This window comes from Candidatus Nanopelagicus limnes, from assembly GCF_002287885.2.
Classification (GTDB): Bacteria; Actinomycetota; Actinomycetes; order Nanopelagicales; family Nanopelagicaceae; genus Nanopelagicus; species Nanopelagicus limnae.
Genome location: NZ_CP016768.2, coordinates 333,355 through 348,475, shown reverse-complemented (window position 1 = coordinate 348,475; position 15,121 = coordinate 333,355). Strand labels below are relative to the sequence as shown.

Annotated in this window: 15 protein-coding genes and 3 tRNA genes; 6 read left to right on the top strand and 12 right to left on the bottom strand. The window is 42.6% G+C overall.

Annotation, left to right across the window (positions count from 1 at the left end; all coding sequences use genetic code 11):
* Positions 1 to 32: 32 nt before the first annotated feature.
* A tRNA-Pro gene (locus B1s21122_RS01765) sits at positions 33 to 108 on the bottom strand.
* Positions 109 to 225: 117 nt separating this feature from the next.
* Here B1s21122_RS01765 and B1s21122_RS01760 point away from each other — a divergent pair.
* A tRNA-Gly gene (locus B1s21122_RS01760) sits at positions 226 to 299 on the top strand.
* A 3-nt stretch (positions 300 to 302) separates the two neighbouring features.
* Here the strand turns inward: B1s21122_RS01760 and B1s21122_RS01755 are convergent.
* Positions 303 to 1,232, bottom strand: coding sequence for a hypothetical protein (locus B1s21122_RS01755; RefSeq protein WP_095680930.1), 930 nt, complete (start codon positions 1,230 to 1,232; stop codon positions 303 to 305).
* Between the two features lie 295 nt (positions 1,233 to 1,527).
* On the opposite strand from B1s21122_RS01755, the gene B1s21122_RS01750 reads away from it, so the two are divergent.
* Positions 1,528 to 2,046, top strand: a complete 519-nt coding sequence (locus tag B1s21122_RS01750; RefSeq protein ID WP_095680931.1) for a hypothetical protein — start codon at positions 1,528 to 1,530, stop codon at positions 2,044 to 2,046.
* A 91-nt stretch (positions 2,047 to 2,137) separates the two neighbouring features.
* The gene (locus B1s21122_RS01745; RefSeq protein WP_095680932.1) at positions 2,138 to 2,593 is read left to right on the top strand and encodes a ribose-5-phosphate isomerase; all 456 of its coding nucleotides are present in this window, start codon (positions 2,138 to 2,140) and stop codon (positions 2,591 to 2,593) included.
* On the opposite strand, the gene trmB is transcribed toward B1s21122_RS01745, so the two are convergent.
* Complete coding sequence (trmB, locus tag B1s21122_RS01740; protein ID WP_223299076.1) at positions 2,590 to 3,201, bottom strand: tRNA (guanosine(46)-N7)-methyltransferase TrmB; 612 nt, start codon at positions 3,199 to 3,201, stop codon at positions 2,590 to 2,592. The genes B1s21122_RS01745 and trmB overlap by 4 nt on opposite strands.
* A gap of 130 nt (positions 3,202 to 3,331) precedes the next feature.
* Here trmB and pepN point away from each other — a divergent pair, with 130 nt between their 5' ends.
* Positions 3,332 to 5,872 (top strand): aminopeptidase N, encoded by a 2,541-nt coding sequence (pepN, locus tag B1s21122_RS01735; RefSeq protein WP_095680934.1) that lies wholly within the window; start codon positions 3,332 to 3,334, stop codon positions 5,870 to 5,872.
* Position 5,873: 1 nt separating this feature from the next.
* On the opposite strand, the gene B1s21122_RS06375 is transcribed toward pepN, so the two are convergent.
* Both B1s21122_RS06375 and B1s21122_RS01730 read right to left on the bottom strand, forming a co-directional pair.
* Positions 5,874 to 6,050, bottom strand: coding sequence for a hypothetical protein (locus B1s21122_RS06375; RefSeq protein ID WP_190278578.1), 177 nt, complete (start codon positions 6,048 to 6,050; stop codon positions 5,874 to 5,876).
* Positions 6,047 to 6,571 (bottom strand): HNH endonuclease, encoded by a 525-nt coding sequence (locus B1s21122_RS01730; protein WP_095680935.1) that lies wholly within the window; start codon positions 6,569 to 6,571, stop codon positions 6,047 to 6,049. The genes B1s21122_RS06375 and B1s21122_RS01730 overlap by 4 nt, the downstream gene beginning before the upstream one ends.
* A 134-nt stretch (positions 6,572 to 6,705) precedes the next feature.
* On the opposite strand from B1s21122_RS01730, the gene B1s21122_RS01725 reads away from it, so the two are divergent.
* Positions 6,706 to 7,269: a mechanosensitive ion channel family protein gene (locus B1s21122_RS01725; RefSeq protein ID WP_095680936.1), complete on the top strand. Its 564-nt coding sequence runs from the start codon at positions 6,706 to 6,708 to the stop codon at positions 7,267 to 7,269.
* A gap of 3 nt (positions 7,270 to 7,272) precedes the next feature.
* Here B1s21122_RS01725 and B1s21122_RS01720 read toward each other — a convergent pair whose 3' ends face one another.
* Genes B1s21122_RS01720 through ettA form a run of 4 tightly spaced genes read right to left on the bottom strand, consistent with a single transcriptional unit; the run spans position 7,273 to position 10,990 of the window.
* On the bottom strand, positions 7,273 to 7,650 hold the full coding sequence (locus B1s21122_RS01720; RefSeq protein ID WP_095680937.1) for a globin: 378 nt from the start codon (positions 7,648 to 7,650) through the stop codon (positions 7,273 to 7,275).
* Entirely contained in the window at positions 7,647 to 8,900 is a 1,254-nt protein-coding gene (locus B1s21122_RS01715) for an MFS transporter (RefSeq protein WP_095680938.1), read from the bottom strand. The genes B1s21122_RS01720 and B1s21122_RS01715 overlap by 4 nt, the downstream gene beginning before the upstream one ends.
* Before the next feature lie 4 nt (positions 8,901 to 8,904).
* The gene (locus B1s21122_RS01710; RefSeq protein WP_095680939.1) at positions 8,905 to 9,309 is read right to left on the bottom strand and encodes an acyl-CoA thioesterase; all 405 of its coding nucleotides are present in this window, start codon (positions 9,307 to 9,309) and stop codon (positions 8,905 to 8,907) included.
* 13 nt (positions 9,310 to 9,322) lie between these two features.
* Positions 9,323 to 10,990: an energy-dependent translational throttle protein EttA gene (gene ettA / locus B1s21122_RS01705; RefSeq protein WP_095680940.1), complete on the bottom strand. Its 1,668-nt coding sequence runs from the start codon at positions 10,988 to 10,990 to the stop codon at positions 9,323 to 9,325.
* A 51-nt stretch (positions 10,991 to 11,041) separates the two neighbouring features.
* Here ettA and B1s21122_RS01700 point away from each other — a divergent pair.
* Positions 11,042 to 11,115, top strand: a tRNA-Arg gene (locus tag B1s21122_RS01700).
* Between the two features lie 156 nt (positions 11,116 to 11,271).
* On the opposite strand, the gene B1s21122_RS01695 is transcribed toward B1s21122_RS01700, so the two are convergent.
* The 3 genes from B1s21122_RS01695 to pstB all read right to left on the bottom strand — a co-directional run bounded on the left by B1s21122_RS01695 (position 11,272) and on the right by pstB (position 15,114).
* Positions 11,272 to 12,684 (bottom strand): NAD(P)/FAD-dependent oxidoreductase, encoded by a 1,413-nt coding sequence (locus tag B1s21122_RS01695; RefSeq protein ID WP_095680941.1) that lies wholly within the window; start codon positions 12,682 to 12,684, stop codon positions 11,272 to 11,274.
* 251 nt (positions 12,685 to 12,935) lie between these two features.
* Complete coding sequence (locus B1s21122_RS01690; RefSeq protein WP_095680942.1) at positions 12,936 to 14,123, bottom strand: substrate-binding domain-containing protein; 1,188 nt, start codon at positions 14,121 to 14,123, stop codon at positions 12,936 to 12,938.
* A 112-nt stretch (positions 14,124 to 14,235) separates the two neighbouring features.
* Positions 14,236 to 15,114, bottom strand: a complete 879-nt coding sequence (pstB, locus tag B1s21122_RS01685) for a phosphate ABC transporter ATP-binding protein PstB (protein WP_420021993.1) — start codon at positions 15,112 to 15,114, stop codon at positions 14,236 to 14,238.
* Positions 15,115 to 15,121 lie beyond the last annotated feature (7 nt).

Here is a 15,121-nt window from a genome sequence, read left to right as displayed (position 1 = left end):
CTCCCTTTAAAAATTAGTTATGTTAAATATTTTGGTCGGGGCGGAGGGATTCGAACCCACGGTCTCCTGCTCCCAAAGCAGGCGCGCTAGCCACTACGCTACGCCCCGAAGGCTGAAAGTCTAGAGGGTGATTTTCCCTTCTCCTAACCGAAGTAATAAGGTATGACCTGCAACGGCATACCAAGTTAAACTTGGTGAAGCAGTAGCAGATCACGCAACAAATTTGCGGGTGTAGCTCAATGGTAGAGTTCTAGCCTTCCAAGCTAGCTGTGCCGGTTCAATCCCGGTCACCCGCTCCATATTTAGTTAATAGATCCGACTGTTACAGCTACATAATCACCTGCAAGAGTTAATTGCTCATTAGATCCACTTGTGTTTGCTCCGCTAGTAATTGTTGCTACTAAAGTGAAGTTATCAGCCACAGAAGAGGCATCAACAATTACTTTAGCAAAGATCGAATATTCAACTTTTGATGCCGATGTTCTATAGCTTTGTCCGCGAGTAACTACGTATTTTGTAGTGATAGTTGGACTACCTGTACTAGCTGTAAAAGATACTTTGATTGGATAATCTCCCATTGGATCATTATTTGTTGTGTAGATAATGACATCTAGTAAATATTTGTTCCCTGCAATTAAATTTGCGAAGCCATTGGATATTGCAGTGGAGCCAGAAATACCAGCTAGAACGCTTGGAAAAGTTATGCCACCGAAATAAGAACTTGAAGCCCCAGCAGTTCCAGTATCTCCCTTTGCTCCTGCGGCGCCAGTTGCACCCGCAGATCCGGCATCGCCTTTTGGTCCAGCAGTTCCAGTGTTTGATCCAGCTGCTCCGGTTGCACCAGTTGAACCGGTCGCACCCGTTGCACCTGTTGCACCCGCATCACCTTTAGGACCTGCAACTCCAGTTGTCCCAGCTGTTGCACTTGCTGCAGAGCCATTTTTTCCATCCACTCCTGATGGACCACTCGCTCCAATTGGACCACGCAGTGAGATTGGCAGAGGCCAACGTTTACTCTTCTTTGGACCGTAAAAATTCATACTCTTTAAATCAATATAAAAATCACCATCATTACCAAGTGATGCAGATGGAATACCACTGCCACTTCTTATGGTGTTTACAACATCACCCACTCGCCCTGCTGCATTTGTATTTGTCGGAATTAACAATGAAATAAGCACTGCTGCAATCACTATCTTTGAAACTTTCATTTTTAGATTTGAAAGTGCCATTTCTTCACCTGCTCTATCCCCCTTAATAGGGGTTCCATGGCAAAGCCTGATTGGCATTGCGTAAGATAAATGATTGAATGAATTACACACAGTGACTAGAGAGGTGGCCCCCACTCTTAAAAACTCACACGCAACTCTCAGAAAAATGAGAGTTAGCACCTTCTTAAGCGGGCTTATGATTAACTCAGTTAAAAATACTCTGACCTGGCACACAGAGGTTATGGATAACTGCCACAGGTAAAGGTTGTTATCTACTCACATCAGGTGCAGTGGGTACTTGAAGAAATGAGGATCTATGAAAAAGAAAATCGTTGCAGCAATTGCAACTGCAGCAGTTGCGCTATCACTTTCAGGGGGTGCGGTTGCTTCCGCTGATGATAGAAAAGGTGGAGATAAAATTACCTCTCTACTTTCATCCTTAGTAAGTAAGGGAACAATTACCCAGTCTCAAGCGGATGCAATTATTCAGGCTGCTAAAGATGCCAGAACTGCTGGCAAGGTAGCGATGGATAAAGATCGTGCTGCAATTGATGCGGTAGTTACCTCAACTCTTGGTATTTCACTAGAGGCCGTTAAGACCAGATTAAAGGCTGGTGAAACACTTGCTGCTATTGCAGGTGATAAAAAGGCTGCATTAATTACTGCAATCTCTGCTGAGATTAATAAGCAAATTGATGCTGCGCTGACTGCAGGTAAGTTAACTGCTGCTCAAGCAACTTCTGAAAAAGCTAAGACCACAGAGCGCGTAACCAAAATGGTTGAGCGAGTTAAAGGTTTTGGCCATAAAGGTAACAAGGGCGGAGCACGCGCTTAAAAAGTATTAAATTCCTTCCCATCCTAGACATTTCTGGCTCACCTTATGAAAATAAGGTAAGCCAGTTTTGTTTTTATGCCAAACTAATCACATGAAGATTCATATCGGCAGTGATCATGCAGGTCTTGAATTTAAAGCAAAGATCATTGAACATTTAAAGAGTGCAGGTCATCAGGTTGAAGATCATGGACCTTTTGAATATGACGCACTAGATGATTACCCAGTTTTTTGTATTCCAGCAGCGAAGGCAACTGCAAAAGATTCTGCCTCATTTGGAATTGTCTTAGGTGGCTCTGGCAATGGTGAGCAGATGGCAGCAAATAAAGTAGCAGGTGTTAGAGCTGCTTTAGTTTGGTCAATTGAAACAGCAAAACTTGCCCGCGAGCACAACAATGCAAATGTAATCTCCATAGGTGGGCGCATGCACGATGAGAAGTTTTGTTTAGAGCTAGTGGACACATTTTTAGCCACACCATTCACGGGCGATGAGCGGCATGTGAGAAGAATTAATCAAATCTCAAAGTATGAAAGTGATGGAAAGATTTAAAGCTTTACATACCTAAAATCTGTTACCTGATGTCCTTTTCGTAATCCTTGTCCTTCAAATTTTGATAACACCCGCCAATCTGGCCTTGGGGTAATTCCCCCGGTAAAACTTGAATTGGCATCAAATCTAACCTTGATCCAATCAGCATAAGGCTGCCAATCAGTTGCAATATGAATGAAAGCTCCTGGCTTTAACTTTTCACACACCATCTGCACAAACTCACTCTGCACAATCCGCCGCTTGTGTTGGCGATTTTTTGGCCATGGATCTGGAAAGAGTAAATGAATTCCATCTAAAGATGAATCAGCAATAAAATGGGAAAGAAGATAAATAGCGTCTTCTCTAATGAATTTAACATTTGTTAACTCTTTTTCAACAATCAACATCAAAAGCGCTGCCAGACCTGGTTCATGCATTTCAACTGCAACATAGCCAGTATCAGGTGTTGCTTGCGCAATTTGCGCAGTTGCCTCCCCCATTCCAGAGCCAATCTCTAAAATCACTTTTTGCTTATCTGGAAAATTCTGATTTAGATTTAAAGGTTGCGCTAAGGCGATTGCATATTGATCCCAATGCGCATTTATCGCAAGGCTTTGGGCGCGGGTCATCCGATTACCACGTAGTGAGTAGCTGCGGATTGAGGGACGCTCCACCTTGGCTTAACCTGCAATCTCTGCTTGGATACAGACTTCAATAATATTGCAAGAGTAGTTACTCAAAAGAACAAAGGGAGTCCAAATGCCAGGTTTAAACTCAACTAGAGCAGAAGCGGCGCAGCGTTCATCACATCTGGCAGTTGAAAGTTATGACTTAACCCTTGATTTAACAAAAGGGGAAGAGATCTTTGAGTCTAAAACTATTATTAAGTTCTCTTGCAATAAACCAGGATATGAGACATTTTTAGATGCAGTTGGTAAGAATGTAATTTCAGCAACCTTAAATGGTGAAGTAATCGATACCGCCTCATATGATGGTGAGAGCTTTTTTGTTAAGAACTTAGCTGCGCAAAATGAGTTAGTAATTCATATGAATGGTTTGTACTCAAAGACTGGTGAGGGGCTGCAGCGCTCAGTAGATCCAGTTGATAATGAGGTTTATCTTTACTCACAAGGTGAGACAGCGTTTATCAGAAAGATGTATCCATGTTTTGATCAACCGGATTTAAAAGCTACCTTTACCTTAACTGTCACCGCCCCTGATCACTGGCAGGTAATTTCAAATAACCCAGTAAAAGAAAAAATTGATCTTGGTGAGAAAAAGAGTAAGTGGAGCTTTACCACTACCCCAAGAATTTCCACCTACATCACAGCCCTTATCGCAGGTCCTTATTACAACGTGCAGGATGAGTATGTTGGTAAGAAGAAAGTGCCACTTGGTATTTACTGCCGTAAATCACTGGCTGAGTTTTTAGATCCAGAGGATATTTTCTTAATTACCAAACAAGGCTTTGCCTACTTTGAAAAAGTCTTTGGTCTTGAGTATCCATTTGAAAAGTATGACCAAATTGCTGTGGTTGATTTCAACTGGGGCGCGATGGAAAATGCTGGCGCTGTTACATTCTTAGAACGTCTCTTAGTATTTAGATCTAAAGTTACCGAGCGTATGTATAACGCCCGTGCAAACACAATCTTGCATGAGATGGCCCATATGTGGTTTGGCAATATGGTCACCATGAAGTGGTGGGATGATCTTTGGCTTAATGAATCATTCGCCGAGTGGTCCTCATACTTAGCAATGGTTGAGGGAACTAGATTTAAAAACTCTTGGACTGGCTTTAATCAGGAGCGAAAGAATTGGGCATATCGCCAAGATCAACTTGTTTCAACTCATCCAATTGTTTCAGATATGAAAGATATTGACACTGTTGCTGGAAATTTTGATGGTATTTCCTATGCAAAGGGTGCATCAGTTCTTCAACAATTAGTTGCCCACGTTGGACGAGATAATTTCATCCTTGGATTACAAAAATACTTCACCAAGCATGCCTTTAAAAACACCACACTAGATGACTTACTTTATGAATTAACCCAAACAAGTGGCCGTGACTTAAAGCCATGGGTATCAACCTGGCTACAAACAGCTGGTGTTAACACATTACGTCCAGCACTTGAAATTGAAAATGATACTTATAAATCTGTAGCAGTTGTGCAAGAGGTGCCAACCATGCCAGCAGGATCGACCGAGCTTCGCCCACACCGCATGGCAGTTGGTTTATATGATCTAGTAGGTAGCAAGATCGCACTTAGAAAAACAGTGGAGTTAGATGTGGCAGGTGCTAAAACAGTTGTTGCTGAGTTAGCCGGGCAAAAGGTGGCAGATCTATTAGTTATCAATGATCGCGATTTATCTTATGCCAAGGTTAGATTTGATGATCGATCTATTGCAACTCTTAAAGCACACCTAGGCAAGATTGATGATTCACTAACCAGGGCTCTTTGCTGGTCTGCAGCTTGGGATATGTTGCGAGATGCTGAAATTAGCGCAACTGATTTTATCGATATCGCACTTGCTGGTCTGCCGGGAGAGGATGACATTGCAACTGTCACCATCATTGCAAATCAGTTGATCACCGCTGTTGAGTTGTACTCGGCGCCAAGTAAGCGAGATTCATCTCGCCTTAAGGTTGGCAATGCTTATGAGCAGATGTTAAGAGCAGCTAAAGCTGGCTCTGATCACCAATTGCAGTTTGCTAGAAACTTCACCTCATTTGCTTCCAGTGCTGAGCACAATGATTTAATCAAAGAGTTACTAGATGGCAAATTATCTGGGCTTAAAGTTGATGCTGATTTAAGGTGGACATTTGTAATCGCATTAGCAGAGCGCGGTTTGATGGATAAGTCAGCCCTTGCTGCTGAGTTATTAAAAGATAACACTTTGACTGGTTCCCTCTCCCATGCAACTGCGTTAGCAGCTCTGCCAACGGCGGAGGCAAAGAGTGATGTCTGGAAATCAATTACAACTGAGGAGCTTTCAACTTCACAGCGTGAGGCAAAGATTGCTGGCTTTATGCGAGCGCTGCATCGCCCATTACTCACCGCTTACGTTGATCCCTACTTTGAGTTACTAATGGAGACCTGGGGTAAGAAGTCATATGAGGTGGCAAGTAAGTTTGTAATGGGAATGTATCCAACATTTGTGACTACTAAAGAGACGGTTGATAAAACTTCTAATTGGCTAAATACCACTGGCAAAGATGGCCAGGATGGACTTCGCAGATTAGTCTCTGAAGGAAGGGATGCGTTAGAGCGAGCGCTAAGAGTTCAAGCTAAGGATAAATAAGCTACTCAATTGAGGTTAGCGATACCGGCTTACTTTTTTTCTTACTTCTTGTCTCTTTTGCGGTGATGTAGGCAAAAAATGAGATCACCACAAATAATATGGTTGGTGCAACCACAAAATAGGTAAGTGTCTGCAAAATAGTTAAGCCTTCTCCTGCAAAGGTGCCATCTTCAATCATGCGCTTGCTGCCCCCATCGCTTCCACCCCAAATGGTTTTAAGTAAGGAATCCAAATCCGATGTGGTTTACCTGTTCCCAAGATTCGCCAAGCTGCTCCTACTGGCTCACGCGGTGTGTGGCGAAGGCGCCAACCTAAATCTTTTAATGTTTTATCAGCCTTTAAGTGATTGCACTTATGACAAGCAGAAACCACATTCTCCCAATTATGACCGCCGCCCCTTGATCTTGGAATCACATGATCAATTGAGGTTGCAGTAACACCGCAGTAAACACAACGATTGTTATCTCGGGCAAAGATTGCTCTGCGCGATAGTGGCACCGCATGGCGATATGGAATCTTTACAAATTTATTTAATCTAATTACCGCAGGTAATGTGATTGATCCGCGGGCGTAGGTAAGTATGCGATCTGAATCTTCAACAGTTGAAGCGCGCTGATTTAAGACGAGGATCAATGCTCGTCGCTCTGATACGACACCTAGTGGCTCGTAGGTGGCGTTCAGTACCAAAGTTTGTGACACTGAAAGCTTTCTCCTTTAAGGGGCAGCGCGTGGCTCGTGCTGCGTAGGCATATCTTGCCTCAAGGTTGGTAAAAAAACAGCATTTCTGGGCAGATTCCTTCTTACAATTGGGTTAAGGTTTTCACACAATAGCCATGAAACTGCCAAAGAATTTAGAAGCCGCCCTTGATTGGTTCACCGGAGCGCCCTTAAATATCACCGTAATTATCATCTTGGCCCTTTCTATCGCCCGTTTTGGCCAACGCTGGATCACCGGATTTATGAATCGAATTGCCACCGCTGATTTAATCCCTGGACCTAAACGATCTGGGATTAGACAAAAAGAGCGTGCTAAAACAACTAGCACCGTTTTAAAATCCACATTAAATGGAGTGATCTGGTTAATTGCAATCTTTATGATTTTAGCTGAGTTTGGTTTAAATCTTGGGCCGCTGATTGCTTCGGCCGGTGTGATTGGTGTGGCATTAGGACTTGGCGCACAAACTTTAGTGCGAGATATTTTATCTGGCATCTTTATGTTAGTTGAAGATCAATATGGTGTTGGTGACAAGATTGATGTTTTAGATGTGCAGGGCGTTGTTGAAAGCGTTGGACTTAGAATTACAACTGTAAGAGATGCTAAAGGAACTATTTGGTATCTGCGAAATGGTGAGATATTAAAGGTTGGAAATAAGTCTCAACCTAAATCAAAGCGGTAATTCTCACTCAGCCGCGTTAATCATCGCAGCAGCTGCTGCCTCTAAGTACTCCCATAACTCAGCCTTTAAATCATCACCAATCTCAAGACCATTAACCGCATCCTTCATACAGATTAACCAAGCATCATGTTCTATCCGTGAAATATGAAATGGGGCGTGACGCATTCGCAATCTTGGGTGGCCTCTTTCATCACTATAAGTAGTTGGTCCACCCCAGTACTGCTCTAAAAACATTTGCAGCCTTCTTCCCGCACCATGTAGATCATTTTCTGGATACATCGGGCGAAGGATTGGATTAACTGCAACTAATGCGTAGAAGTGAGAGACTAAATCATTAAAGGTTTTCTCTCCCCCGGCCCTTACATAAAAACTCTCGCTCAAGATTTAACCTTCTCTTTTAAGGTAATTTGTAATACAAAGTAGGAGGTAACAACACACAAAATTCCAGTTAAATAAAACGCTGCTGCGTAATCTCCAAATTTAATTCTTAATACCGCAGCGCCAAAGGCTGCGATAGCACCGCCTACTTGGTGGGCTGCAAAGACCCAACCATAAATAATTGCGCCCTTTTCCGGAGTTAATACCTGACGGCATAACAACACCGTTGGTGGCACAGTTGCTACCCAATCTAGGCCATAGAAAATTATGAAGACTAGCGTTGATGGATGAAGTGTTGAGAAAAGAATTGATGGCAGTAAAAATAGAGAAAGCCCTCGAAGTAAGTAGTAGAAAAAGAGTAATTTTCTTGGATCAATTCGATCAGTTAAAAAGCCAGAAAAAATGGTTCCCACCACATCAAAGACGCCAATTAGTGCCAGTAAGGATGCTGCAGTAACTGTTGGCATTCCATGATCATGAGCTGCTGGAATAAAATGTGTGCCAATAAGGCCGCTAGTTGAAAGACCACAAACAAAAAATGAACCAACTAGATACCAAAAATTCTTAACCTTTGAGGCATCCTTTAAAGTATTAATTGCAACCTTTGCAGCATTACCTTTTTGTAATACTGGTGGCACCCAATCTTTATCTGCGCCATATGGAGTAGTTCCAATACTTTGTGGATCCTCCTTAAGAAAGAAAAAGATCAACGGCACCATTAAATAAGCACCGAGCGCGATTACTAATGAGGATGCCCGCCAACCTGGATCTTGGGCAAGCTTTGATAGACCAGGTAAGAAAACTAATTGGCCAGAGGCTGCTGCTGCAGTCAAGATTCCAATTACTAGCCCACGTTTTTTAACAAACCATCTATTTGCAATAGTGGCCGCAAAAACTAATGCCATTGATCCTGTGCCAACGCCAACAACTACTCCCCAAAGCAGCATCAGATGCCAACTTTGACTCATCCAAATTGTTAATAGCGCTCCGGTGCCAACAGTGGTTAAAGCTGCCATCACAACTTTTCGAACAGTAAATCGCTCCATTAAGGCCGCAGCAAAGGGCGCCGTCAAACCATAAAGTAAAACATTGATTGCAACAGCTAGAGAAATAACATCCCTGCGCCAACCAAAATCCTCTTCAAGGGGCAGGATTAATACAGAAGGCGCGCTTCTAAAACCTGCGGTAGCAAATAATGTGCCAAAGGTTATGCCAGCAACAATCCAAGCTGGGTGGATTCTAGATTTAAGCATTTACTTAGGAAACTAAATACTTGTTTAAGAAAGCTCTTTCAGTCTCACTAATTGGCCTAGATTTCATTTTCGCTAAATCAATCATTACTTGAACTGTCTTCATCTTGGCAAAAACCACACCATCTCTAGTTACTTCATAGGCCATTGTGAATGAGGTATTGCCAATACTTTCTACCCAAAGATTTACATCATAATCAACACCAAATTTAGTAATCGGAAGTAGGTAATCAACCTCAGAGTGAGCAACTGTCATCTCAACTAACACAGAGCTACCTTGCTTTGGCGCAAACTCTTTACCGCCCCAATCAACTCGAGCTAACTCTGCGTAGGTTAAATAAACCGCATTATTAACATGACCAAAGGCATCTAAATCTGCCCAACGAACATAAACCTTGCTGGTGTATTTCATTTACTACCCCTACCTATCTAGTTAACTTACGGTAGGTAGCACGATGCGGACGAGCTGCATCAATACCAAGGCGTGCGATCTTATTCTCCTCATAACTTTCAAAGTTTCCTTCAAACCAGAACCACTTTGATTCACCTTCATAAGCCAAAATATGGGTTGCAATACGATCTAGAAACCAACGATCGTGGGAAATAACCACAGCGCACCCTGGAAAATCAAGGAGAGCGTTCTCAAGTGAGGTAAGAGTTTCAATATCTAAATCATTTGTTGGCTCATCAAGAAGTAATAAATTTCCACCCTGCTTAAGTGTTAGCGCCAGATTTAATCTATTTCGCTCGCCACCTGATAAAACTCCAGCAGGTTTTTGTTGATCAGGACCTTTAAAGCCAAAGGCAGAAACATATGCCCTACTTGGCATTTCAACATTGCCAACCTTTATGTAATCAAGACCATCAGAGACAACTTCCCAAAGTGATTTCTTTGGATCAATCCCGCCACGGGACTGATCAACGTAGGAAATCTTTACCGTCTCGCCAACTTTGACCTCACCTGAGTCTGCTTTTTCCATACCCAAAATAGTTTTAAACAATGTAGTTTTTCCAGCACCGTTAGGTCCAATAATTCCCACGATTCCATTGCGGGGAAGCGTGAATGAAAGGTCATCAATTAAAATACGATCATCAAAACCTTTTACTAGATTCTTACTCTCCACCACAATGTCGCCAAGCCTTGGACCTGGTGGAATTTGTAACTCTTCAAAATCTAACTTACGTGTTTTATCAGCCTCAGCCGCCATCTCTTCATAACGAGCAAGACGAGCTTTAGATTTTGTCTGTCTGCCCTTGGCATTCATTCTTACCCACTCAAGCTCTTCTTTTAATCTCTTTGCCCGCTTAACATCTTTTTGTCCTTCAATCTTCATACGAGCTTCTTTAGTCTCTAAATAGGTTGTGTAATTTCCTTCATATGGATAAGCACGACCTCGATCTAACTCCAAGATCCATTGGGCAACATTGTCTAAGAAGTATCTATCGTGGGTAATTGCCACCACAGTTCCTTCATACTTACTTAAATGTTGTTCAAGCCAAAGCACAGATTCGGCGTCTAAATGATTTGTTGGCTCATCAAGAAGTAATAGATCTGGCTTTTGTAATAGCAATTTACATAATGCAACGCGGCGCCTCTCACCTCCTGATAAGACCTTCACATCAGCTTCAGGTGGTGGACAGCGAAGTGCGTCCATTGCTTGTTCTAATTGTGAATCTAAATCCCACGCATTTCGATGATCTAACTGCTCTTGCAAGGTGCCCATCTCAGCTAATAATTTGTCATAATCAGCTTCCGGATTTGCCATCTCTTCACTGATTGCATTAAATCTAGTTAACAATCCAATTGTCTCTGCTACGCCTTCTTGGACATTTTCTAAAACATTTTTATCCTCATTTAGTGGCGGCTCTTGCAACAAGATTCCAACTGAGTAACCAGGAGATAAATAAGCCTCACCATTTGATGGTTGTTGCAGCCCTGCCATGATTTGCAGAACTGTTGATTTACCAGCTCCATTAGGACCGAGCACACCAATCTTGGCGCCGGGTAAAAACATCAAGGTGACATCATCAAGAATTACTTTGTCGCCATGCGCTTTGCGCGCCTTTTTCATCGTGTAAATAAACTCAGCCATAGGGTCAAACCTTACCTGTTGTGATCGGTAGACTTACCCCGTTCAAATAATGCGCCTGTAGCTCAGTCGGATAGAGCAACTGCCTTCTAAGCAGTAGGTCGCAGGTTCGATTCCTGCCAGGCGCGCTTTTGAAGCAAAGCCAAGTATTTGGTTTGAAGCAGCAGGTTAAGGATAAAATTTACCAATGGAAGCAATCCTTACCGCAGTTGCCATCTTGATAATCTTACTAATCGCAAAAGATGGATCAAGTAAGCGAAAGTAAGTATCTCCTAACACTTAATTTAAGAATCAAAGCCCAATCCAAGTCGATCAAGTAGGCGTAGCCAAAGATTACGCTTACCGCCATTCTTATCTGCTCTAGTTATCGCCCATTGAGTAAGTCTGATAAATAAGAATCTAAATGGTTCTGGTGGAAATGGAATTGGTTTGTGTTTAACCATCGATAATTGCGTTGCTTCACTTTCAACACCATCTAGTAAATCAAGCATTACTGATGCACCAAATCTTGTTGTTGCTACCCCTAAGCCGGTATAGCCAAGAACGTATGCCACCTTGTCATCAAATGCTTGTCCCCAAAAGGGTGAAAATCTTGAGCAGGTATCAATTGCCCCACCCCAACCATGGGTGAATTTTATTCCAGCTAACTGCGGAAAGGTTTTAAAGAAGTTAGTTGCAAGCTTTGCATAGGTTTCAGGACGTGTTTCATACTCCTGGCGAACCTTTCCTGCATAGTTATAAACCGCATCATAACCACCCCATAAAATCTCATTCTCTTTAGTTAACCGGTAGTAATGGAATTGATACCCAGCATCAGAGAGTCCTTCCCGGCCTTTCCAACCAATACTTTCTAATTGCTCAGCAGTTAACGGCTGAGTTACTAATTGAAAGTCATAAACTGCAATTACATATTTTTTAACACTCTTAATCAGGGGCGTGTAAACATTTGTGGCAAGGGCTACCTTCTTAGCCCTTATAGATCCATAAGCGCTCTTAACCACAACATGATCACCATCATCTATTAACTCATCCACTTTAGAGTTTTCATAGATCTTTACTCCAAGTGATAAACAAGCCTTCTCAAGTCCCCAAACTAATCTGGCTGGATCAACTAGCGCAGTTCCATCATGATCAAAGAGTGCGCCTTCATAAATCGGTGAGTTAACTAATGCTCTAACTTGATCCCTATCTAATACCTCAACATGATCTCCAGTTTTATTCCTAGCAATCGCCTCTTCTTTTAAACCAGCCATCTGCCATGGGGCAACTGCCATACGCAGCTCACCATTTCTTTCAAAATCACAATCAATCTTGTATCTCTTTATTGTCTCTTCCATCGCATCAAGATTTTCTCTCCCCAACTTTTCAATTATCGCCATCTCATCAGGAAAGCGGGTGTAACCATTAACAAAACCGTGGGTTAAAGATGCGTTACAAAATCCACCATTTCTACCTGAGGCCCCATTGCCAGTCTCACGCATCTCAATAATTACTACCTCTCGGTTTGGTTCTCGCTCCTTTGCAAGGAGCGCCGTCCAAAGTCCGGTGTAGCCGGCGCCAATAATGCAAAGATCAGTTTGAATATCACTGGTTAAGGCAGAGTGAGAGCTTGGCTCTAATGGATCAGCATCTAACCAATACAAAGATGGTTGTAGATCTGCTAATGAGTTTAAAACAATTGGATTTATCGCTGGCATGGGCTGACTCCGGTGTAAACCGGATTCCACCCCTTTGCGTATTATTAAGTGGCCCGGGTCCTCCGGAGTCCACACCCATAACGCAGATCTTTATCTAGCAATCTGTGGTTCGTTACAGCTACAAAAGTAAATCTACCCTAAATGATTTCTTAAATCTACTTTCATGCTCAAATCAGATTAAGTCCTGATCAATAAATGTAAAAAACCCCCGCACTCTAGGATGTGCGGGGGTTTTGTTTTACGTTAGTTAATTACTTGATCTTGGCAATCTGTGCCTTTGCTTTGTCATACAAAGGTCCGGTTAGTGCCACATAACCCTTCTCAGGGAACTTCTTAGGGCATTGCTCTAACAGATAGGTGTGCCATTCAGCTACGATCTTTTGTTTTTCTGGATCTTTTTTAGCTGACTCTGGGTATACCAAACCGTAGGAAGCTGTTCCAATTGAGTATGCGCCAGTGATTGCCTTTACATAATCTGCAACCAAGCTACCGTTTGCTTGAATTGTGCCGCCACCTAAGAAGGCAGAGGTACCAGCAGCTGATGGTGCAACGAATTCACCAGCGGCATTTTTAATGCTTGCTACTGGAAGTTTGTTATCAGTTGCCCAAGAAAGTTCACCGTAACCAATTCCGCCAATCTTGCCCTTAACACCAGCTGCAACTAAAGCTGAACCTGATGCACCTTGGAAGTTAAATGAGTTTGCGATGTTATTTGGTGTTGAGTTAGCAAATGTTCCACTCGCTGTCTTTGGCCAAACTCCTGCATTCTTTCCAGCATTAGCACCTTGTAAGAACTTACCAAATTGCTCTGATGTTCCAGATGAATCTGTTCGGTAGTAAACGGTGATTGCTTGGTTTGGAAGAGTGATATTTACAGTCTTAGAAGTGGTGCGAAGTACTGTTGGATTACCATTTTTATCTAGTACCGGAACAGTCTTAGTAACCTTCTTGCCACCAACTGTTACTACCTCTTTTTTAGTCTTGTAAACAGGTGTCTTGATTGTGACATTCTGGTTTTCTTCAATGATTCGAGGATCATTCCACTTTGTAATTTCGCCACCGAAGATCTGTGCAAGAGTTTCAGCACTGATATTGATCGGCTCTTTTACTGTTGGTAGGTTATAAAAAATTGCGATTGGAGCTGCATAAACTGGTGCGTACTCTAAGTGAGCGGGGAAACCTGAGGTGTAAACAGCATCTGAGGCTGCGAAATCAACTAGGTTGTTAGTGAAATCTGTTCGTCCTTTACCAGAACCACCAGCGGTGTAATTAATTGTGTGTCCGGTAGCTTTTGTGAACTCTACTTTACAAACATCAATTAGTGGCTGTGCAAATGTTGCACCGCTGCCATTGATTGAACCAGCATGTGCTGGAACTGAGGTAAGAATTAATGCTGATGTGGCAAGTGCTGCCACTGCAATTTTCTTGCGAAACTTCATAAAGCCTCCTTGGCCTAGGTTGTTGGGGCAAACCTAGTTAAGCAAGGGTAATTACCAAGGTTTTTCTGGTGAACTAAATGTGTAAATTAAGTTAACAATTGGTGTCTAGAAATTAACCAAATCTGCCAGAGACATAATCCTCAGTGCGCTTCTGCTTTGGATTAGTAAAGATCTCAACCGTAGTTGCACTCTCCACCAATCGACCAGGTCCGCCATCGGATAGGAAAAAGCCGGTGTAATCAGATACGCGGGCAGCTTGTTGCATATTGTGGGTAACAATTACAACGCTCATGGTGTTTGCTAACTCACGAATTGTCTCTTCAATTCGAAGAGTTGATCCTGGATCTAGCGCAGAACATGGTTCATCCATTAGTAAAACCTGTGGGCTAACTGCAAGGGATCGGGCAATACATAGGCGTTGTTGTTGACCACCAGAAAGGGAGCCACCATATTCATTAAGTCGATCCTTAACCTCATCCCACAATCCAGCTCTTCTTAAACAGCTCTCAAGTAACTCATCTGAGTTTTCAATTTTGATTTGAGATAACTTCAAGCCTGACAAAACATTCTCTTTGATAGTCATTGATGGAAATGGGTTTGGTTTTTGGAAAACCATTCCTACCTTAAGACGAATCTTTGTTACATCAACTCCTGGCTCATAAACATCCTTGCCATCTAGTAATACCTGACCAGCAAGGGCAGCAGTTGGAATAAATTCATGCATTCGGTTTAAGGTGCGGATAAATGTAGATTTTCCACAACCAGATGGACCAATTAATGCCGTAACTGTTCCAGTTGCAAAATCCATTGAGATATCTTCTAAAACATGTTTCTTACCAAACCAGGCATGTACTCCTCTTGCCTCAAGGCCACTACCGCCGGAGTTAGGCTTACCAGCATTAACTGTTCGTGCTGAGGCCACATCACCAAGTGAGCGAGAACCCCCCGATGGTGCAGAAGTACTCTTTGCAGTTGTCTGCTTTCCGGTCATTTGGCTC

Bases quoted from the DNA above. Each gene is read 5' to 3' on its own strand.
- B1s21122_RS06375 (WP_190278578.1), bottom strand. From the start codon at position 6,050: ATGATTGAAGATGGCACCTTTGCAGGAGAAGGCTTAACTATTTTGCAG.
- B1s21122_RS01710 (WP_095680939.1), bottom strand. From the start codon at position 9,309: ATGAAATACACCAGCAAGGTTTATGTTCGTTGGGCAGATTTAGATGCC.
- trmB (WP_223299076.1), bottom strand. From the start codon at position 3,201: ATGACCCGCGCCCAAAGCCTTGCGATAAATGCGCATTGGGATCAATAT.
- B1s21122_RS01715 (WP_095680938.1), bottom strand. From the start codon at position 8,900: ATGCTTAAATCTAGAATCCACCCAGCTTGGATTGTTGCTGGCATAACC.
- pepN (WP_095680934.1), top strand. From the start codon at position 3,332: ATGCCAGGTTTAAACTCAACTAGAGCAGAAGCGGCGCAGCGTTCATCA.
- ettA (WP_095680940.1), bottom strand. From the start codon at position 10,990: ATGGCTGAGTTTATTTACACGATGAAAAAGGCGCGCAAAGCGCATGGC.
- B1s21122_RS01725 (WP_095680936.1), top strand. From the start codon at position 6,706: ATGAAACTGCCAAAGAATTTAGAAGCCGCCCTTGATTGGTTCACCGGA.
- B1s21122_RS01695 (WP_095680941.1), bottom strand. From the start codon at position 12,684: ATGCCAGCGATAAATCCAATTGTTTTAAACTCATTAGCAGATCTACAA.
- B1s21122_RS01745 (WP_095680932.1), top strand. From the start codon at position 2,138: ATGAAGATTCATATCGGCAGTGATCATGCAGGTCTTGAATTTAAAGCA.
- B1s21122_RS01690 (WP_095680942.1), bottom strand. From the start codon at position 14,123: ATGAAGTTTCGCAAGAAAATTGCAGTGGCAGCACTTGCCACATCAGCA.
- pstB (WP_420021993.1), bottom strand. From the start codon at position 15,114: ATGACCGGAAAGCAGACAACTGCAAAGAGTACTTCTGCACCATCGGGG.
- B1s21122_RS01750 (WP_095680931.1), top strand. From the start codon at position 1,528: ATGAAAAAGAAAATCGTTGCAGCAATTGCAACTGCAGCAGTTGCGCTA.
- B1s21122_RS01755 (WP_095680930.1), bottom strand. From the start codon at position 1,232: ATGGCACTTTCAAATCTAAAAATGAAAGTTTCAAAGATAGTGATTGCA.